General features: G+C 46.3%; 14 protein-coding genes. 4 read left to right on the plus strand and 10 right to left on the minus strand.

Annotated elements, in window-relative coordinates; translation table 11 throughout:
* Window positions 1-116: 116 nt before the first annotated feature.
* The 3 genes from OQ371_RS12045 to OQ371_RS12055 all read right to left on the minus strand — a co-directional run bounded on the left by OQ371_RS12045 (window position 117) and on the right by OQ371_RS12055 (window position 4,101).
* Window positions 117-773, minus strand: a complete 657-nt coding sequence (locus OQ371_RS12045; RefSeq protein ID WP_265994016.1) for a sugar transferase — start codon at window positions 771-773, stop codon at window positions 117-119.
* 109 nt (window positions 774-882) lie between these two features.
* Window positions 883-3,237, minus strand: coding sequence for a GumC family protein (locus OQ371_RS12050; protein ID WP_265994017.1), 2,355 nt, complete (start codon window positions 3,235-3,237; stop codon window positions 883-885).
* Window positions 3,238-3,312: 75 nt separating this feature from the next.
* Entirely contained in the window at window positions 3,313-4,101 is a 789-nt protein-coding gene (locus tag OQ371_RS12055) for a polysaccharide biosynthesis/export family protein (protein WP_265994018.1), read from the minus strand.
* Window positions 4,102-4,483: 382 nt separating this feature from the next.
* Between OQ371_RS12055 and OQ371_RS12060 the strand changes: the two genes are divergently transcribed.
* On the plus strand, window positions 4,484-4,810 hold the full coding sequence (locus tag OQ371_RS12060) for a transposase (protein ID WP_265994019.1): 327 nt from the start codon (window positions 4,484-4,486) through the stop codon (window positions 4,808-4,810).
* 562 nt (window positions 4,811-5,372) lie between these two features.
* Here the strand turns inward: OQ371_RS12060 and OQ371_RS12065 are convergent.
* Together OQ371_RS12065 and OQ371_RS12070 are read right to left on the minus strand one after the other, a co-directional pair.
* Window positions 5,373-6,506 carry a lysophospholipid acyltransferase family protein gene (locus OQ371_RS12065; protein WP_265994020.1) on the minus strand — a complete coding sequence of 378 codons (1,134 nt, stop codon included), beginning with the start codon at window positions 6,504-6,506 and terminating at the stop codon, window positions 5,373-5,375.
* Between the two features lie 12 nt (window positions 6,507-6,518).
* Entirely contained in the window at window positions 6,519-6,716 is a 198-nt protein-coding gene (locus tag OQ371_RS12070; RefSeq protein WP_265994021.1) for a hypothetical protein, read from the minus strand.
* Between the two features lie 220 nt (window positions 6,717-6,936).
* Here OQ371_RS12070 and OQ371_RS12075 point away from each other — a divergent pair, with 220 nt between their 5' ends.
* Window positions 6,937-7,914, plus strand: a complete 978-nt coding sequence (locus tag OQ371_RS12075; protein ID WP_265994022.1) for a LytTR family DNA-binding domain-containing protein — start codon at window positions 6,937-6,939, stop codon at window positions 7,912-7,914.
* A 26-nt stretch (window positions 7,915-7,940) separates the two neighbouring features.
* Here OQ371_RS12075 and OQ371_RS12080 read toward each other — a convergent pair whose 3' ends face one another.
* Window positions 7,941-8,639 (minus strand): response regulator transcription factor, encoded by a 699-nt coding sequence (locus OQ371_RS12080; RefSeq protein ID WP_265994023.1) that lies wholly within the window; start codon window positions 8,637-8,639, stop codon window positions 7,941-7,943.
* Window positions 8,640-8,962: 323 nt separating this feature from the next.
* On the opposite strand from OQ371_RS12080, the gene OQ371_RS12085 reads away from it, so the two are divergent.
* Entirely contained in the window at window positions 8,963-9,388 is a 426-nt protein-coding gene (locus tag OQ371_RS12085) for a helix-turn-helix domain-containing protein (protein ID WP_265994024.1), read from the plus strand.
* A gap of 73 nt (window positions 9,389-9,461) precedes the next feature.
* Here OQ371_RS12085 and dnaG read toward each other — a convergent pair whose 3' ends face one another.
* On the minus strand, window positions 9,462-11,450 hold the full coding sequence (gene dnaG / locus OQ371_RS12090) for a DNA primase (RefSeq protein WP_265994025.1): 1,989 nt from the start codon (window positions 11,448-11,450) through the stop codon (window positions 9,462-9,464).
* A 440-nt stretch (window positions 11,451-11,890) separates the two neighbouring features.
* Between dnaG and OQ371_RS12095 the strand changes: the two genes are divergently transcribed.
* Window positions 11,891-12,961, plus strand: a complete 1,071-nt coding sequence (locus tag OQ371_RS12095) for a vanadium-dependent haloperoxidase (protein ID WP_310586633.1) — start codon at window positions 11,891-11,893, stop codon at window positions 12,959-12,961.
* A 70-nt stretch (window positions 12,962-13,031) separates the two neighbouring features.
* On the opposite strand, the gene OQ371_RS12100 is transcribed toward OQ371_RS12095, so the two are convergent.
* The 3 genes from OQ371_RS12100 to OQ371_RS12110 all read right to left on the minus strand — a co-directional run bounded on the left by OQ371_RS12100 (window position 13,032) and on the right by OQ371_RS12110 (window position 17,768).
* A complete protein-coding gene (locus tag OQ371_RS12100; RefSeq protein ID WP_265994026.1) occupies window positions 13,032-14,924 on the minus strand; it encodes an amidophosphoribosyltransferase in 1,893 nt (630 codons plus the stop codon).
* A 182-nt stretch (window positions 14,925-15,106) separates the two neighbouring features.
* Entirely contained in the window at window positions 15,107-16,222 is a 1,116-nt protein-coding gene (locus OQ371_RS12105) for a family 20 glycosylhydrolase (protein ID WP_265994027.1), read from the minus strand.
* A 22-nt stretch (window positions 16,223-16,244) separates the two neighbouring features.
* Window positions 16,245-17,768: an NADH-quinone oxidoreductase subunit N gene (locus OQ371_RS12110; RefSeq protein WP_265994028.1), complete on the minus strand. Its 1,524-nt coding sequence runs from the start codon at window positions 17,766-17,768 to the stop codon at window positions 16,245-16,247.
* Window positions 17,769-17,890: the final 122 nt, after the last annotated feature.

The raw sequence follows: 17,890 nt of genomic DNA on the forward strand, positions 1-17,890 counted from the left end.
CACCAGATAGGTAAATCCGTTCAGAATGACCTATTACGATATCTAATCCTTTTAAAGCGTATATATTTTCCACAAATAGCCTTTGACAGAACATGTTAGCTCACTTATATTTATTATCACCAGGCGTTCTTATTACCCTTAACCATTTTCTCAATAGTCCACCAACATATTTTGATATCTAGAGAAAGAGAGGCATATTTCGTATACCAGACATCATAGCGGACTCGGTGACGCATCTGGTTCAGTTCTGCAGTTTCACCGCGAAATCCTTTTGATTGAGCTAATCCAGTGATGCCTGGTTTTACCGCAAACCGATGTTTGTATTCAGGTATTAACGGTAGGTATTGTACGTCGAGCGGGATTGGGTGAGGACGTGGGCCTACTATACTCATATGGCCCGCTAGTACATTCAGTACCTGAGGAAGTTCGTCCATATTAGTTTTACGGAGTATCCGGCCAATTTTGGTTACCCGGATATCGTTTTGTGTGGCTTGTTTAAAGGAAGCATTTTTCTGATGCCTCATTGTCCGAAACTTCAAGCAGGGGAAAGGCCGCCCATTAATTCCTGATCGTAGCTGAACAAACAATACAGGACCTTTTGACTCTAATCTTATCAAAATCCCAATTAAAGGTAAAAGCCACGAAAGAATAAATATTGCAACTAGAAGAGATACGATGATATCGAAGCATCGTTTTACCGCTGGTTGAGATTTCTTCGCAGTAGTCTCACTGACTACATAGTACGAAGAATTTGGTTGTAATAAGTTAATCATAACGCTTCCAGGTTGAGTGATTGGGGCGGTTTGGCAAAGTTCTTACTGACCGGTTTTTATATCGGTCAGTAAGCTGCCTTAACGTTCGTTGAGTAAATGGCTAAGTAACTTAGCTTCCTGGTAACAGACGTTTCAAAAAGGATTTCTTTTTAACGGTATCTTGTTCATAATACCCACCGGCTCCATAACCATAGCCGTATCCATAGCCATACCCATAACCGTAGCCGTAAGCACCACTCTCCTGGATGGAGTTTAAAACAAGACTTAGCTTTCGGAACCGTTGCTCTTTGTACATAACATCTACCATCTTCAGGTGCTGTTTCGGTGTCACCTCGTGTCGGACGACGTACATCGTTGCATCTGTTTTGTCGGCCAGGATCTGTGCATCTGTAACCAGACCAATCGGAGGAGAGTCCACAATAATGTACTGGAACCGTTCGCGTAACTGTTGGAATAGCTCTTCCACTTTATCGCTAACTAATAGCTCTGCCGGGTTTGGCGGAATGGGACCACTGGTTAAGATGAAATAGTTGTCCATACCCGGAACTGGCTGAATAATCTCATCCAAAGATACCTGACCAACAAGGAAGTTGCTAAGCCCAACCGTGTTTGGCATGTTGAGCATGGAATGCAATTTCGGACGACGCAAATCCATCTCCAGAATTACCGTTGGACGATCAATTAAGGCTAAGCTGGCACCAAGGTTCAGTGAGATGAACGACTTACCTTCACCACTCATACTGGACGTGAACAGAATCGCCAAACTCTCATTGTTGGAACGAAGGAATTGCAAGTTGGTACGCAGGGCACGTACTTGTTCCGCAACAATTGATCGGCTATTGGACGTAACAACCATCGGGAATTTATGCTTTGCATAAGCGATTTCGCCAATAATAGGTGTTTTGGTCAGTTCCTCAATATCTGTGCGTTTGCTAATCCGGTTGTTCAGCATATCACGGCCGGCGAGTACACCAACCGGAATCATAAGACCAAAAACTCCGAATAGTAAAAAGACCAGTGCTTTTTTAGGCTTGATGGGCTTACTAGTGCTTCTTGCTCGGTCAATAGTCCGGCTGTCTGCTATCGTTGATGCGTAGGAGAGCGCTGTCTCTTCCCGTTTTGCAAGCAAGTAAGTATACAGATTGTTTTTGATAGCTTGCTGACGGGTAATATCTAATAAAGCTCGTTCCTTGCGGGGAACTGACCGAATCATTGTTTCAAACTTCTGGTTGTGAGCCAACAATCTCTGCCGGGTTCCCATCAGAATATTTTTCATTGTCTGGATATTTCCATCAATATTGGCCTTAGTAGAACGAATCTGATCATCCAAAGAACGCAGAAGGGGGTTGTTCTCGGAAGTTGTTTTAGCCATATGTTCACGCTGGAGCTCCAATTCCGACACTTTTGTAATCAGCCCCAATAAAGTAGGATCACTTAAGCCCAAGGTAGAGGGGGCCGAACCACTTTCTCCATTTTTCCGATGAATATAGCGTTCTACATCTTCCAGTGCACCCAATTGAATGTTAACCTGACTCAGCTGAGCATCGTTCTGTTGAACACTTTGCAGGAAAATCTGCGACTCGGTACTGATATCCGTAATACCCTGAGCGGATTTGTAAACTTCCACATCTTTTTCCACGGTTGCCAATTCACCAGAGATCAGTTGAAGACGTTCTTCAATAAAGTCAAGCGTATTGGAAGCTACCAGGTTTTTATCTTTCAATGCAGCGTCGTTGTATTCTTCAATAATCTTATCAAGAATGTTACGTCCTTTTTCCGGAACGGCCGTTTCGAGGCTGAGTATCAAAACCGTTGATTGCTTACTGGTAGCTTCTACTTTCAGATCTTCGACGTAGCTCTGAATAACTTCCTGTTTCGGAGCTACGTGTACGATAACCGGTATCGTATCAAGTCCCGCCGTTGCTTTTGGGAAAATCCGGATCCGGCCATAATCCGTGTTTAGACTCTGGTTAACGGGATAGATTTTATCGCCAATCTTAACGGTATTCGGAGTAACAAACGTAATCGTCAGTGGTTCTTCATACAACAACGAGTTCGATTGCTCAATCACCAGACGGAAAGGAGAATCTTTGTAGATCTCACGTTCGCCCAGGGGCGTATCATGAAAGTAGGTAACATCAAGCGCCAGGGCATCGTTTACCTTCTCCATAATGGTATAGGATTTCAGAATCTCGATCTCATTTTCGACAACTTTCGAGTCCGTAAAGAGATCCATCTCTTTCATGATGTTGTCTGCCGAGATTCCTTTCTTCTCATCCTTAATCAAAATACTGCTCTGTACTTTGAAGATAGGTACCTGATAAAGAATGTAAGCGTACCCAAGTGCAAGCGCAACAACAAGCGAGAGGAGAAACCACTTCCAGTTCTTTAAATACCGGAAGAGGATTAGCTGCAGGTCAGGTTCTTTTTCTTCCTGCTGATAAACGTAGGGAGTCGTAATCATAACGTTTTGAGTAATTGGAAGCTTGTTAAATAGCAGTTGATCCGAATTGGATTTAGCTGCTTAATGGCAACTTGGTTAATAACGACGAAGAATAACTGCTATAAAAGACAGTGCACCAATAATCGACGGTAGAATTGTGTAAAAGCGGTCTGCATACGCCAGACGGGCTTTTCCCGGTTCTATATAGATTACATCGTTGGGATGTAGGTAGTAGTAAGGTGATTTAAACAAATCGCGCTGGTTCATATTAACACGGCCAAATTCCCGTTTCCCATTCGTTTCCCGGATGATTAACACATTGTCGCGTCGACCGTAAATGGTAATGTCGCCAGCCAAACTAAGAGCTTCTGTGAGCGTCATTTGTTCGTTTGGAACGCTGAACATCGACGGCCGGGATACCTCACCCAGTACCGATACTTTGAAGTTCAAAAATCGGACCGCTACGGTCGGTTCCTTCAAATAATTTTTAAGTTTTTGCTGAATTACATCCCGTGCCCCAGCCGATGTCAGACCCACTATCTTTATTTTACCAACTAAGGGTAACTGAACATTGCCTTCTGCATCCACCAGGTAACCCACAGCGGTTGTTACGGGTACCTGCCCTTGGAAAGAGTTTAAGTTTGTACGCTGTTCGATACCGGCGTAGGGATTGAAGAAGCTACTGGCCTCCGGGTTTAGACTATTAACGTTTATACCCAATAAGTCATTAACTTGAATAATTGGTACATAGCGGTTTGTAATCTCCTGAACGATTGCCGTGCTGTCAGAGGAGGGACCTTGAAAATAAGTGATCTGTTTTTGGGAGATGCAGGACGAGAAGCCGATAACCATTAAGCCGAATACGAGCCTATTCCAATTCTTCATGTGTTTATGTTAAATAACCTTTATAGATACTGATTTATCCGACAGAAAGACGTGTCCCAGGAGCCTACTGCCCCATCAGAAGCCCTTTCTAGCCTGTTTATTTAAAGTAAGAATGAAAAACGCAAAAAAAATTTCTTAGGTGTTTCATTTTCATAGTAACAAAATACGTACCGTATCCTAAATTTATGGCTGTCGATTTTAGGAATTGCAAAAATATTTTCTCATTTTTCGGTGTCGATTGAGTTATCAGACTTTTCACCGGTTGATTTTGTCCGGCAGATGGCATGACTTCACGATCGGCAGTGTACGAACTAGGAATTTATTTTTGCAATTACTTAGTCCGATATTCTGGTATTAATCTTTATCTCTTGTCTCTTTTGCCATGCGAAAGTATGAATTGACCGACTCCCAGTGGGAAAAATTAAAGGATATGATGCCCTCTAACAATCGCCCGGGTCGTCCGTGGCGTTCCCACCGTCAATCCATTAATGGTATTCTCTGGATCTTAAATTCCGGGGCGCCCTGGCGTGACCTGCCTGAACGTTACGGTTCCTGGAAAACCATTTATGATCGTTTCCGTCGCTGGCAGCGCGATGGCACCTTGGCAAAAATTCTGACCCTTTTACAATTAAATTTCCCTGCCGTAACCGCGACGGACAATTTCGCACCGGTTACATCGGAGCAAACCTTTCATCAATCAATTAGCTAGCATAAAATGCTGTCTAATACCTCAAGAAACGGTTCTCGTTCGTCTCCATTGACGACCATTCATTAGGCTTTTGATAATTTCAACATCTGTTGAAATGAAATATGTAGCAGACAGAGATAGAGAGCTTTACAGCTAAAGTAAGTAACTATTTGGAAATACTGCTGATCTAATTATAACGTATCAAACCACCATATTTCTAGTCATCCAGCTTAAGAGAATTATCAGTCATTCAGATATAATAATCTCAAAACTGCTTGTTCGTAATTATTAATTCAAATTTAGTAAAAATTGTTATTAAGCAAGAGGTCCGTCCGTAAAATAAACGTTAAATAGGATTTTTGTTATTTAACTTCTATAGAGTTGGAATTCGTCAAGTTGCCTTTTTTTGAATTGCCGGACACTCATTGATACATTTCCACTTGAATGGTTACAAAATTTATGCCAGTCAAGTTAGTAATGAGAAGTATTGTTGAGATAGTACAAAAGAAAAGTCGGATTTGAACAGATGTTCTCAATCCGACTTAAAGGGTAACATTAAGTAACTTTGGTAGAGGCAGCAGAACTAAGAAATAATCTGCTTGGATAGGAGGTCGAGGTATAAATCAGTACCCAGTGCTTCTTCAGGAGTTTCGATTGTTCCTATCTGTAGCAAAAAATCACGCAGATCGGAAGAAATTTCATAGGTGAGGTACAGCCGACGGTCAAAGAGAATAGGAGCTTCCTCTAAATCACAAATCGAATAACGCTCGTGATTAAAAGCTACCCTTTTAGTGAGCCGATGACGCTGCAACTTGTGAGAATCAGCGTGTTGTTCTAGTTCGTGTTGGTCAAGGAATTTGTGAATGTAATTCCATCCTTCCCACTGTTCGGGGTACTTGGTTAAGTAATGCCAAAACAGATCATAAATCTGTTGAAGGCTGCGCCGACAATACGATTCGCGGTCGCAACCAGCCTCGGGGATAATGGGATCTAGGAAGGATAACACATTGTTCATGTTTTTTTCCCGATAACCAATCACCGGAATAATGGGCGTTTGAGTCAAATGAGAAAGAAAACCAACTCCTTTACGAGCCCAGACATTCTGGGCTCCAAACCGTACCTGGACTTCTTTATCTTCCTGGCGGTTTACTCCAGTAGTACTGGTAACACCGTCGATAAAGATAACCAGTGACGTTCCGGCTTGCAATGCACGGATAACCTGAAGAGTCGATGAAGGCTGCTCAGCATCCAGCATTTGAAAGGAGTTGGTTAGCTTATGCTTTTTCTGAAGCCCTTTAATGGTTGTCCAGATGTCCTTTCCCTGTTGTTGATAGGTACCACTACTGACCATCAGCGTAACGTCAAGGCCATTTCGGTATAGATACGTAGCCATTAGCCGGTAAGAGCCTAAGTGAAAAGTGCAATAAATATTTGGCCGTGGGCTAGTAATCAGTTCCTGAACTGGTCCTTTCGTTTGAATCAGATCGTTAGCGGTCAGAAATTGCTGATCAAAGGTGGTATAGACCTGTTGAAGCAGCAATTTCTGAAAAAGTTCCTCGTGCTTCTCAATCGGAATCTCTGGCAAGATATTCTGAACACTTGCTGAGAACGTAGTGAATTTAAAGAGATAACCTTTCTGCTTCCGAAGGTCCAAGGATTCGAATTGTTGTCGGCAACGATCCAATTCTCTTTGATATTGATGCACGAAGTTGCTCATAAACAGTATAGATTAAGAAAGTGCCAATTGGTCAGCATTCGGCTGTAGGCCGAGGAATGTGGGAATCCATTCGCAGCAAACCTGTTCTTTTGAGCCTTTTGCGGCTACCCAGGCACTGTCATTGGTTTCATTTTTGGCTATTACATTCAAGTTCGTAGTAGCCGCGTTCAACATTTGTTTAGCTGATTTGATAACAAAGTTCTTTTTCATGACGATAGATGATATTGAGTGATTTAATGAAACAATTCATCAATCGACCATTTTTACCCGGGATTATTCTGCCGATTGATTAAGACAAAATTACCGGGTTAAGGGAGGCTAGAGAATAGCAGGTTTTGGCTAAAAATTTATGCGGCTCTAGTAACTAATTACTATTATTTGTTAGTAACTTAGCAGAGTTCAATTAGAAAGAACAAGATTTAGAGTAAATATGACCGAAGTACCGCTAAATCTGACGTATGTAAGAAGGCCTTTTAAGAGTCTGAGTATTCTGCTACTGGCAGTACTGACTTTTGAGGCATTCAACTGGCTGTTCGCTTTTGAAAAGAAGTTGGACATAGTCCAGAAGTTTGGCGGCTTTTTGGGTTATGTATGGATTATATTTCGGGGTATGCTCTTGCCGGAAGTATCTACCCTCATCATTCTGTTGATGCTACTGAATACTTTTCATGAAGCCTGCCGGATTAAAAATCTTGAGCTGACTCCCAAAAATATTCTGAATTATGAGGTGAAAATTTTACCCGTCATGTTGCTTGCGTTCTTTCTGTTTAATCCGATAACGCAAACCATCCGGTATCTGCTGGTAGAATTTCCGAATTATAGCTTTTCTTTTTACTTAGAAAATTACCTTCAAGGCACATACAACATCAAGGTTTATTTTATGTATCTGATACCGGTTCTGATCATGGGATACGGAGCCGTGAACGGATCTTTGCTGGTTGATCTACTCGAAAAACGCCGGCAACGTAAACGGAGTAGTGAATCCGTTAATCCTTTTCAGTCCTTGATTCCGCAAGCTGGCTCCCATCTGACACACTTGAAGGTGAAAAGCACTCATGGTGAAACCATCATTGCTGTTCAGGATTGTTATTGGTTTGAAACCGAAGATCGCTATTACTACGCTGTTCATCCGTCGGGCCGGTTTGCCATAACTAAAACGATGAACGAACTGGAAGCGGAATTGAACCCGGAAATGTTCTTCCGAACCAAACGTAATTGCATCATCAATCTAAGTTTCGTTACGAGTTACGCTCACTGGGAGAATGGTAAATACATTATCCGAATGCGGACTCCCAACAATGACGAAACCGATATGCCCCGTGCCCGACTTCAGGATTTCAAAAACCGACTTGTTCGGTTCTCTGTCCAAGAGGTTGAGTATCTTCCCCCTAAAAGTGAAATTCTGTAAAAGTGCGCTATAGCCTGAGTTTGTTCTTACAGGTAATCTTTTACAGAAATTCCAAACCGCGCCAAATTACGGCAACTTCCCAAGTTTAGCTTCTGGGCCATATTAGTCTTATGATTCGCCAGGGTCCGATAGCTGATGTATAGCCGGTCCGCAATTTCATGCCCAGGTGTGCCCTCCGCTATCAGGCGAAGTATTTCAATCTCCCGCTCCGTCAACCGATTCAATTGTTGCTTTACTTCATCGGTCATCACATTCATTCCATAATTCTTCAGTAGCAGCAAAAAGCCCGGACTATAGTAGTAACCACCGCTGCTAATGGTTTGAAAGCATTTATAAAGCTCGTCCAAACCATCATTTGCGTACAAAAATCCGTAAAAGCCTTGTTGCATAGCATTAGCTACCAACTTCAAATCAGGTTTGCTCGTGTATAATATAAATTTTGTCCGTTGATTATCCGAGCGAGCCTGCTGAACAATATCAACACTCCGTCGGCCGGAGATTTCAGACTCCAGTATCACACACTGCGGTTGCTTTACCCTGATCTGCTGAAGCGTATCTTCCATTTCTATTGCCTTCCCAACTACGTTATACCCTTGTTCTTTTAGTAATTGACACAATACCTCACAAGTGAACAATTCCGCTTGGGCTACTAAGATGGAAAAGTCTTTTCGTTTAAGAGAAAACGAAGGTGAAGACGACTCCAGTTTTGAATTTGTATTGTTCATGATAAAGATAGCAGCCTTTCTTTTGAAGCCACAAATTAACAGTCCTTAGATATTCATCGAGCAAATTGAAATCATTACTTTTCTGTGTGAAATCAACAAAATACTGCTTTGGTTCTTTTGGGTCTTCTTACTTACGAATGACATAAGATTTGTGGAGGGGGCCGACAGAAAAATTGGGTGCTATATACGGCAATTTTGTTTATTTCACGCGGAAAAGTGGTTATTCTGTACGAAATGACTTTTTATATAGTAATTGACGACGTAGTTTTCACTTGTAATTCACCAGCGAGACTCAAGAGAACTCAACTACTAAATCAATAACAATGCGGAACGTTAAAAATTTAACTGGACAACAAATTGAGCAACTCCGTCAGACGATTCGTGAGAGCCAGAGCAATGTATTGAAAAAACGTTGCCAGTGTGTACTCTATAGCTACTACGGATTAACGGTTACCGAACTAATGGAGATGTTCGCCGTAGATCGTCGCAGTATCTATAACTGGATGAATCGCTGGCAGCAAGATGGTGTTCAGGGGTTGCAGGACAAACCAGGTCGTGGTTTGAAGCCGAAACTGAACCCAGACGATCAGCAGCACGTTGAAAAAGTGATGAAAGCGATGAAGTCGTTTCCAAAAGAACCACGTCAGGCGCTGCAGCAGATCAACCACCAGCTTCCTAAGCCTATCAGCCAGGATACTTTACGTCGTTTTGTAAAGAAAATATCGAGATTAGACAGCATGGCTGCCTGATTATCAACCAGTACTGATGAATACCTAATCGTAAGTCACCTCCATGGCTTTCCGGGTTAGTTATTCATCAGTATTATGAAATAACGGTTCCCAGCAACCGGCCGATTTCAATATCTACTTTTTTGTAGTGCATATACTCCAGCATAAGCCGATCGCTTTCTGCAGGATCGTTCGTTTGGCTGATTGATTGCTTTATTTCTCTCATCCGCTGTTCGGCAACCATTTTCTTCAAGCGCAGGATATTACCAAAGGCGGCATCCGCTAATTTATCAACTTCTGTTGGCACATAGATTTCGTGCTTCTGCCAGTTTTCGCTGAGCTGATGTCGAACCGTAACCAGGCTGATCGCTTGATGCTGGTACTCTTGGTTGCTGTGACGCAGGAAATAATCGGCCGTTCGAATCTCACTGGCTAAAAAACCTTCCCGAATCTCATTCAGCATTTTATTAAACACTGGCGTTACGAATTCCATCGTACCTAGTTCACTCAGGATGTAATGGCAGACCGAAATGTCCGGCTCCAGTTCATGAGCACCATAATTAACCAGAAGCCGAATGCATTCTTCTTCCTGGTAGGAAAGGGAAGAGCGGTTTTTAGAATTTAAGGGGTCTGCATTCTTAGGAGCTACCGGGGCCGACTCGACCGGAAACTCGTTCAATAAATCGGTCAAATCGGGCGGAGGGGAAGCGGAAGGTTGCTGATTGGCCCGGTTTGAAGATCCCGTTTTTTCTTGTTGCTTAATCTGCTGCTTTTGCTGATTGAGCAACATCCGGTTACTTTCCGAAATCAGCGTTTGCTCATCAACCTGGAGCTGGCGCGCGGTTTTTTGAAAAAACACCTGCCGCTTGATCGGATCAGGTATTTTTGAAATACTTTGAATGATCTCTGAAATAATCTCCGCTCGTTTGAACGGATTGTCGCCCGCTTCTCTCAGCAGGATATCGGTTTTAAACGTGATAAAATCGTTGGAGTGCTGGCTGAGGTATTTCCGAAACTCTTCAGCGCCTACCTTTCGCACGTAACTATCTGGATCATCCCCATCAGGGAACGTTGCCACGCTTACATTTAGCCCTTCTTCCAAGACCATGTCTAAACCCCGTAGAGCCGCTTTGATACCCGCAGCGTCACCGTCGTATAGAATGGTTACGTTTTGAGTAAAGCGACTAATCAGGCGTATCTGCTCTATCGTTAGAGATGTTCCCGAAGAAGCAACCACATTTTTGATCCCTGCCTGGTGCAGAGAGATCACGTCCGTATAGCCCTCCGTTAGGTAACAAATATCTTCCTGACGGATGGTGTTTTTCGCCTGAAAAATACCATACAGAACCTGGCTCTTGTGATAGACTTCGGTTTCGGGAGAATTGAGGTATTTAGGCTGATTTTTATCGGCTTTAAGAATACGCGCACCAAAGGCAATAACCCGGCCGGAGATGTTGTGGATGGGGAAGATAACCCGGCCCCGAAACCGGTCGTATACTTTTCCACCTTCTCTCGATACGACCAAGCCGGCTTTTTCAAGCAGCTCCTGGCGATAACCCCGGCGACTGGCTTCCTGAAGCAAAGCATCCCATTGGTCTGAACTATACCCCAACTCAAAAGCTTGGACGGTATTATCCAAAAAGCCGCGTTCCCGGAAATAACTCAATCCGATACTCTGCCCTTCTTCGGAGGTTAACAGATGAGACTGGTAATAATCTTTCGCGAAGTTCAGGACAATAAACAAGCTCTCCCGCTCATTCTGTTTGATGAGCTCATCCGGCGTAAGCTGCTCTTCAGCTACTTCAATGCCGTATTTCTTCGCTAAATGGCGCAGCGCTTCCGGATAGCCGATGTTTTCGATGTCCATCACAAACCGTACAGGATCGCCCGCTTTACCACAGCCGAAGCATTTGTAAATTTGCCGGCTGGGAGATACATTGAACGACGGTGTCTTTTCGTTGTGAAAAGGGCAGCAGGCAATCCAGTTTTGCCCCCGCTTTTTAAGCGAGACATAATCACTGATAACGTCGATAATATCCGCAGAATGACGGATGCGGTCGATGGTTTCTTCCGGAATACGCATAACTCAAAGGTACGCAACTCCGGTCGGTTTTGGCAATGTTTTTGTACCTTCGACGCTTGAGCTTCATTAATCCCATCCACTGTTAATCCTCTTTCAGCATGATGAAATTTATAGGACAGCGATCCACAAAGTTTTTAATTAAAAGCTTGCTTAACCAAGCAAATAAAATAGTGTTACTAAGCCTTATTTTGACTGGATTAAACAGTTGTCGCAGGAGTGACGATGCTGATGTACTAGCGCCCCAGTCGAAAACGGCTGATCAATACAGAGCCAGTGTGGCCGTACAGTGGTCGACACTACAATTATACTTGATTCAGCATACGGCGGGGTTTACGCCACCGGTTGCTTCCCGATCCTTGGGCTACAGTGGTCTGGTAATGTACGAAGCCGTTGTCCCGGGCCGGCCAACGCATCAATCTTTGGCCGGCCAGTTAAACGGGTTGAAGGATTTACCACGGGTCGAGGCAAATGTTGACTATCATTGGGCGGCCGCGGCCAATGCGGCTGAAGCCCAAATCCTGCGCAAACTCTTTGCCAATACCAGCGTAATCAATAAGGCAAAAATTGACTCGCTGGAAAACCGGTTCCTGACTGAGTTCCGGGCTGAAAACACGGCCGATGTGATCCTGGATCGATCGACAGCTTTTGGAAAACAAGTTGCCGATGCAGTTTTCGAATGGTCTAAAACCGATGGCGGTCATGAAGGCTACAATCGAAATTTTCCGGCCGATTACAAACTTCCACTTTTCAATGGCTCCTGGCAAACAACAGAAAACGGGCGGAAAATTCCGATGCAGCCGTACTGGGGCAGAAACCGAACCTTTTTGATTAGCAATGCTGTGCTTCCGATGCCCAAGCCGCTTCTGGTATCGGCCGATGTGAAATCGCAATACTTCGCTCAGTATCTGGAAGTGTACACTAAAAATAAGTCATTGACGCAGACGGAGAAGGAAATATCAATCTGGTGGGCCGACGACCCCAGTGAAACCTTTACGCCCCCGGGGCATTCGTACAGCCTGGCCCGAATAGCGGTTCAAACGGCCAAGGCCGATCTGGGCACGGCGGCAGAAACGTTCGCGCGGACGGGAATGGCCGTGGCCGATGCTTTTACGGTTTGCTGGAAATGTAAATATGTTTTCAACAATGAGCGACCCTACACCTTTGTGCGCCGAACGATCGATCCGACCTGGATACCGTTCTGGCCGGCTCCGCCTTTTCCCGGATACACCTCCGGACACGCGACGCAATCAGCGGCTACGGCCATCGTTTTAACCGGCATCTATGGCGAATCATTCTCATTTACCGATGACTCCCACGTTAGCCGGGTTCGGGATGTGAAACGGAATACGGATTTCAAAGCGCGCAGTTTTACCTCGTTCTGGCAGGCGGCTGAAGAGTCGGCGTATTCGCGGTACCTGGGCGGAATCCACACCCGGCAGGATAACGAAACCGGCCTGAGTACCGGAAAGTTAATCGGGCAAAACATCAACGGGCTAAAATGGGAGAAATAAAAAGAGTGATGAGTAGGGAACTAGCCAACTCATCACTCTGTACTTACTGACGGATGGCCCCGCCTTACTCTTAGTAGGCCCGTACGCCTTTACCTTCCATGTAATTAACGAAGGCTTTGTTGACAACTTTATTACCACCCGGAGTTGGGTAGTCACCCGTAAAATACCAATCGCCGGAGTGATTAGGGCAGGCTTTGCGGAGGTTTTCGACCGTTTGGAAGATTACCGCCACATCCGCTTTCAGGTCTTTTGGTGTCACAATGTCCGCAACCTTGTTCGAGATTTGTTCGTGAGTGAACGGTTCGTACAGCGCTTTAACGTAGTTGACGGCGGAAGCGTTGCCGGATTCGATGGCCGCGACACATTGTGCGTAGATTTCATCCACCCGGTTATCCAGACCGCTTTCTTTCAGCAATTGCAACGTTGCCCGGAATGCCACAAACTCTTTCATTTTGGACATATCGATACCGTAGCAATCGGGGAAGCGAATTTGTGGGGCAGAAGAAACAATAATAATTTTCTTGGGACCCAGCCGGTCGAGCATTTTAAGGATACTCTTTTCCAGCGTAGTACCCCGAACAATCGAGTCATCAATGACAACCACGTTATCGACCCCTTTCCGGATCACCTCAAAAGTGGTGTCATACACATGGGAGACCATCTCGTCCCGCTGAGAATCATCGGTGATAAACGTCCGAAGTTTGACATCTTTCGAAACCAGTTTCTCAACCCGCGGCCGGAACGACAGCACACGGTCGAGATCTTTCTCGAACAGAATGCCTTCCATAATGGCTTTTTTGCGCTGTTTTGCCAAGTGTTCTTCCAGCCCTTCCACCATGCCAAAAAAGGCGGTTTCGGCGGTATTTGGGATGTAAGAGAACACCGTATTTTCCAGGTCATAATCGATTTCCTGCAAAATCTGCGGAATCAACAGCTTACCGAGCATTTTACGCTCGCTGTAAATATCAGGATCGGAAGCGCGCGAGAAATAAATCCGTTCGAAGCTGCATGACCGCTTTTCCGTCGGTTTGACGAACTCGTGTTCGCCGTATTCGCCGTACTTGTCAACAATTAGCGCATGACCGGGTTTCACTTCGTGAATCTGATCGTACTCAACGTTGAAGGCGGTTTTGATGGCCGGTTTTTCGGAGGCTACCACCACCACTTCATCATCGGCGTAATAATACGCCGGCCGAATCCCGGACGGATCGCGGGCAACAAACGCGGCTCCAAAACCCGTCATGCCCACCATCGCATACCCGCCGTCGAAATCGCGGCAGGAGCGGTGCAACACCCGTTTCAGGTCCATGTTGTCTTCAATAATGTCCGATAGGTCGGGGTTTTCGTAGATACCCTTGAACCGGTCAAACACGCGCTGGTTTTCTTCATCCAGAAAGTGGCCGATTTTCTCCATGACGGTGACGGTGTCCACTTCATCCTTGGGGTGTTGGCCCAACGAAACCAGTTTCTTGAACAACTCATCGACATTTGTCATGTTGAAGTTACCGGCTATCACCAAGTTGCGGCTGCGCCAGTTGTTCTGACGGAGCATCGGGTGACAGTTTTCAATTTCGTTGGCACCGTGGGTTCCGTAACGCAGGTGGCCCATCAGAACTTCACCCGTAAAGGCGAGGTTTTCCTGTAACCAGCGGGCGTCGCGGGCTTTATCCTTGTTTTTCTTAAGTGCTTTGCGGAATTTTTTGTTAATCTTCTGGAAGATATCGGCGACCGGTTGGCTGGCTACGGAACGGTAGCGGCTAATGTAGCGGTGGCCGGGGGGGACGTCAATTTTGATGTTGGCAACCCCGGCGCCGTCCTGGCCCCGGTTTACCTGTTTTTCCATCAGCAGATACAGTTTGTTGATGCCGTATAAATGAGTGCCATACTTATCGATATAATATTGGTATGGCTTGCGGAGCCGGATCAGGGCAATTCCGCACTCGTGCTTAATGGCGTCGCTCATGCCTGGTGCTTTAGTTGTTATGAAGGTAACTTCCGAAGATTGATTTTCGTTCAATTGAAGTTAAGGCAAAGTTACGAAAAGGACAAAGTCGAACCTTTACCGTTAACAAGACTTTTTTTGTCTACCATTTCAGACGTACAAAAAACCTGCCTTATTGTTGGTAAGGACGGTTTTCGTCGAATTTATTTTGTCGAAACCTGTCTGTTCATTTCTTCGTAAAGCGCCCTGAAACAATTAGAGGCCGTATTGCCCGTATCATCGGCTTTTGTCCGGTCATAGTACTCGTCTAGAAATGAACCGGCATCGGACCAGACTGTCTGGATCATCCCGTAAAAGTTACCTTTCATGGCGTTGGTGGCCGTGGCCCGGAATTTAACCATATCCTGTGCCTGCAAGACGGCATTTTTCGGCATCCGCCAGGGGCAGGTCATGACTTTCAATCCTTTCATGGCAAAATAAACCGGTGTCTGGTCGGGGCGCTCGTAGTGCCAGTCGCAGATCAATACGTCTTTGGGAATCAGGTCAATGGCGCGGTGGGTGTTGTTCATGCTGGCTTCCCACATACCCAACCCCGTGGTTTTGCCGTCCAGCAGCCGGTCTCCCCAGATCCATAAAGTTCGGTTTTTCTGGGCCAGATGGTCCCGGATCGTTTTGACTTCCCCGGCAAACAGCTCGGCCTTGTCGCGCCCCGAACAACGCGGGCATTTGTCGTGACCAATGTAAAAAACCTCGTCCATTCCGGCGTGGAACGCATCCGCTTCAAAAACATCGCAAATTTCGTCAACCAGATCGAACACAACTTTATGAACTTCCGGATGCAGCGGGCAATAGCTTTTGCAATACAAACCATCCGCGTTTGGCCACTGGTATTTCTCCGGCATTTTGACGTGGGGCGTTTCGTCGAATTGCGGGTAAACCCGGAGCAAGTTGTGCGTTTGGCTGGCCCACGACTGATGACCCAGCAAATTGATCTGCGGAATCAGCCGAACGCGATTAGCCTGGCAGGCCCGGACCAGCTTCCGGACGTCCCGCTTCGAGAGGGCAACGCTGTCGCGCAGTTCGGGGTGGCTCTTAAATTCGTAGTTAAAATCAACCCGCAGAATCAGCGTGTTTACCTGCCGGGGCGCCAGTTCTTTTTCAATGAATGTTACAAACTCATCCACGCGGTCGGGGCGGGGTGAACCAATGCAGAAACCCCGAACAGGAAACAGGCTGTCGGCGGGTGTCTGGGCGCTGAGCAGCGGGCATACGAAAAACAGGCCGATCAGGAGGCAAAGTTTAGGGATGAGGCTTTTCATGGATTCGCAGAATAGAAGGGACTTATAACCGTTCGATCCACCGCAACAACCAGTCGGGTTTAAAAAACAGCAGGACTACCGGCACCGTCAGCACAGCCGCTAAAACCACTTGGGGGCGGCTGATAGCTTTATGGGCTGAAAGGTCGGTGGCCGCCGGGCGGAAGTACAGCAGAAACGGTATCCGAAGGTAGTAAAAAAGGGAGATAACGGCATTCAGCAGACCGAAACCAAACAAGGCCGGCAGCCACGGATTCCCGTTTGACTGGTATGCTTCCAGCAGCGAGGAAAAAACCAGCAGCTTGGCCGTGAAGCCCACCGTTGGTGGCAGGCCGGTCAGGGCAATCATAACCGCCGTGATTGCAACGCCCAGAAATGCGTGGGTGTGCCCCAGACCGCTGAAATCTTGGAGCGTAAGCCGGCCGTCGCGTTGGCGGGCCAGCAGGTCAATCAGCAGAAAAGCCGCCATATTAATAAATACGTACGTGGCGACATAGAACGTAGCGGCTTCAAACCCCGTTTCATTGAATCCCACAATCCCCACGAGCAGAAATCCGGCGTGGGCGATGGACGAGTAGGCCAGCAGACGTTTGGCGTCGGTCTGCCAGAGCGCCGACAGGTTACCCAGCGTAATACTGGCCAGGGAGATAACGGCCAGCGGAACCTGAAAATTGACGGGTAGGGCCGTCAGAACCCGCATGAGAACCAGCAGCGCTGCGGCTTTGGGTCCCACCGAGAAAAAAGCCACAACCGGCGTCGGAGCGGCTTCGTAAGCGTCGGGCGTCCAGATATGAAACGGGACGAGCGACAGCTTGAACAAAATACCGGCCAGCGTCAGAAAACCCGCAATGTAAATAACCAGCGAACTATTGCTGGTCAGGGGCTCGGCCGACTCCGCCAGGGAGAGCGTGCCGGTCAGACCGTACAGCAGCGACATGCCGTACAACATGATGGCCGAACTGACGGCGCCAAAAAGCAAGTATTTCAGTCCTCCTTCCGACGCTTTGCGGTCCGCAGAAAGTGCCGTTAACAAATAGGAACTAATCGAAACCAGCTCAATGCTGAGGTAAACCGTCAGGAGATTGACAGCCATCGTCATCAGATACAGGCCCAGGAGCAGGGCCAGCAGAATCGGGAGCCAGTCGAGCGGGAAGCGGTTTCGCGGGGGCAGCAGCCAGGCGTGCAGAATGGCGAAAAAAGCCGCCAGCGTAACCACCATCTTATAAAATACCGCCTGGTTATCGAGCAGCAGGGACGAACTGAACAGAAAACCCCGGGGCAGACTCCACTGGATGGCCAGCAGGACGCCAGCCACCACCACCGCCGTTAGCGAAAGCGCGTAGACAACAGAACGGTTTCGGGTACCAGTCAATTGACTGAACGAATCACGATCATGGTCCGGACTGGGAGCAAACTGCCGGACTTTTGAACGGGGCATCAGCACCAGATCCGCCAGAATAACGATACAAATTCCGAAAACCAGCGCAAGCTCCGGCCAGAAACCGGCCAGGCTCCGTATACTATCGTTCAGTTGATCAATGAGTTGCAAAGCGAAGAAAAATGGGCAGATTTTGACGGCGGTAAAGGTACAAAAAAAGCGTACTGCTTTTCGGATTGGTTCGTTATCTTGTACGGCCATACGGCCTATAGGCTCTCTATCAACAGTTTAAA

The sequence above is a fragment of the Larkinella insperata genome (genome assembly GCF_026248825.1).
GTDB lineage: Bacteria > Bacteroidota > Bacteroidia > Cytophagales > Spirosomataceae > Larkinella > Larkinella insperata.

Excerpts from the sequence above, each read along its gene's own strand:
- dnaG (WP_265994025.1), bottom strand. The coding sequence starts at position 11,450 with ATGCGTATTCCGGAAGAAACCATCGACCGCATCCGTCATTCTGCGGAT.
- OQ371_RS12070 (WP_265994021.1), bottom strand. The coding sequence starts at position 6,716 with ATGAAAAAGAACTTTGTTATCAAATCAGCTAAACAAATGTTGAACGCG.
- OQ371_RS12055 (WP_265994018.1), bottom strand. The coding sequence starts at position 4,101 with ATGAAGAATTGGAATAGGCTCGTATTCGGCTTAATGGTTATCGGCTTC.
- OQ371_RS12060 (WP_265994019.1), top strand. The coding sequence starts at position 4,484 with ATGCGAAAGTATGAATTGACCGACTCCCAGTGGGAAAAATTAAAGGAT.
- OQ371_RS12085 (WP_265994024.1), top strand. The coding sequence starts at position 8,963 with ATGCGGAACGTTAAAAATTTAACTGGACAACAAATTGAGCAACTCCGT.
- OQ371_RS12045 (WP_265994016.1), bottom strand. The coding sequence starts at position 773 with ATGATTAACTTATTACAACCAAATTCTTCGTACTATGTAGTCAGTGAG.
- OQ371_RS12080 (WP_265994023.1), bottom strand. The coding sequence starts at position 8,639 with ATGAACAATACAAATTCAAAACTGGAGTCGTCTTCACCTTCGTTTTCT.
- OQ371_RS12065 (WP_265994020.1), bottom strand. The coding sequence starts at position 6,506 with ATGAGCAACTTCGTGCATCAATATCAAAGAGAATTGGATCGTTGCCGA.
- OQ371_RS12075 (WP_265994022.1), top strand. The coding sequence starts at position 6,937 with ATGACCGAAGTACCGCTAAATCTGACGTATGTAAGAAGGCCTTTTAAG.
- OQ371_RS12100 (WP_265994026.1), bottom strand. The coding sequence starts at position 14,924 with ATGAGCGACGCCATTAAGCACGAGTGCGGAATTGCCCTGATCCGGCTC.
- OQ371_RS12050 (WP_265994017.1), bottom strand. The coding sequence starts at position 3,237 with ATGATTACGACTCCCTACGTTTATCAGCAGGAAGAAAAAGAACCTGAC.
- OQ371_RS12105 (WP_265994027.1), bottom strand. The coding sequence starts at position 16,222 with ATGAAAAGCCTCATCCCTAAACTTTGCCTCCTGATCGGCCTGTTTTTC.